Here is a 1,927-nt window from a genome sequence, read left to right as displayed (position 1 = left end):
CCAGGCTCGGGCTTTCGGCCGAGGCGCTCGTCAGGGACCTCGGACTCGATGAGGAAGTGGCTGAACTGGCCTTCGAATGCGCCGACACAGAGGAGATCGTGGAGCTGGCTGCGCTCGTGACCGGGTGGCAAGGAGTGGCGCTCATCGACCTGAGCGCCGGCAAGAGCATCAATGCCGTTAGGGAGGCCCTCGCCATCGAGGAAGATCCGGTCACGGTCACTCCGGACCCGGACGCCACACTCGCCACCGCCCTTCAGCATCCTGCGGCACGCTTGCAGTTCGCGTTCATCGAAGACGACGCGGAGTTGCGGCGGGTGATCGAGGACGCGGACTTCGAGGCGTGGCGCGTGTTCCTGCACCCTGAGCAGCGCCGCTACGCCGAACGGTCGTGGAACGGACCATTCCGACTCTCCGGCGGCGCGGGGACGGGCAAGACCGTCGTGCTATTGCATCGAGCGCAGAACCTCGCACGCAAGCGCTCGGACGCGCGCGTCATGCTGACAACGTTCAACAGAACCCTTGCAGAGGCACTCCAACGCGATCTCAAGATCCTCGCTCCCAGCCTTCCAATCGCTGAGAAGCTCGGCGCTCCTGGCGTCTTCGTCACGGGAGTTGACGCCGCTGCAAGAACCGTCAGGCAGGCCGACCTCGCGGACCTGGCGGTCGCGGTTGAGCGCGTGCTCGGGTCACGAACGAGCCACATCGGCAAGGTCACCGATCGACGTGCTTGGCGCGACGCGATCGCCTCAGACGGTTCGGCACTCCCAGCCGAGCTTCGCAGCCCGACGTTCCTTCAGGCCGAGTACGAGTTGGTCGTATTGCCAAATCGCGTCAGGTCATTAGAGGAGTACGCGAAGGTTCGTCGTCCGGGGCGGAGAGTTGCGCTCAACCGATCTGGACGTGCCGCGGTGTGGTCGGTCATCACCGCGTACAGGCTTAACGCCGGCATCCAGGGGAGCATCGACTTCGCTGAAGGGGCGGCGATCGCCGCCGAGCTCCTCAGCGCGTCTGGCCAGGCACTGGCGGACCATGTCCTGGTCGATGAGGGCCAAGACCTCGGGCCGACGCACTGGCAATTTCTCAGGGGTCTTGCAGATGAGCGCGCGGATGACCTGTTCATCGCCGAGGACTCGCACCAGCGCATCTACGGGAACCGCATCGTTCTGGGCCGCTACGGGATCAAAATCGTCGGTCGATCGCAGCGCCTGCGGCTGAACTACCGAACCACCGCGCAGAACCTTCGCTACGCCGTAAGTGCGCTGACTGGCTCCGATTTCTTCGACCTCGAAGAACAGGCCGAAGACGCGAGCGAGTACCGGTCGGCCCGCAGCGGCCCGATCCCTCGGCTGCTGCCGACCGTCACAGGTGGCGAAAGCTACGACCAAGCTGCATCGGTCGTTGGTAGTTGGGTCGCCGAGCTTGCCGACGGCGAGGATCACCAGACGATCGGCGTTCTCGTGCGAACCGAGCAGGCCGCCGAGAACCTCGTCCGCGCGCTTGACGAGCGAGCGATTGCCGCGCGGTTCGTCTCAGACAAGACAGTTCCGGCCGGAAAGCCCGTCGTGATGACGATGCATCGCGCGAAGGGCATGGAATTCTCGAAGGTCCTCCTCTTCGGCGTCGACGATGCTTCGCTGCCAGCCTCCTTCGCACTCAAGGACGTCGTTGACATCGAGCGTGCGGACGTCCTCCAGAAAGAGAAGTCCCTGCTCTACGTCGCCTTGACACGCGCACGGGACGAGCTGGTCGTGATCTGGTCGGGCGATCCGAGCGATCTCCTACCGGTCGTCGGCTAGACCGTCATCCGGCCATCGGCCGGCGACCGAACGCCGCCACCCACAACATGCCCAGGGTCGTCGGGCGGCTCGGACGAGGCTGGGTCTGATCGCGAAAGGGCAACGGCTGAGCCGCTACGACGGGCGCGCCC

The 1,927-nt window shown here is 65.2% G+C and carries 1 protein-coding gene; it reads left to right on the top strand.

Annotated features, from left to right (window positions below; translation table 11 throughout):
- The coding region (locus ACRDUX_RS17250; protein ID WP_526415239.1) for a 3'-5' exonuclease at positions 1 to 1,796 on the top strand (1,796 nt) is incomplete at its 5' end.
- Positions 1,797 to 1,927 lie beyond the last annotated feature (131 nt).

The organism is Mycobacterium sp., assembly GCF_050701675.1.
Lineage (GTDB): Bacteria > Actinomycetota > Actinomycetes > Mycobacteriales > Mycobacteriaceae > Mycobacterium.
The sequence above is the reverse complement of the archived record's forward strand: the minus strand, read 5'-3'. Positions and strand labels throughout refer to the sequence as shown.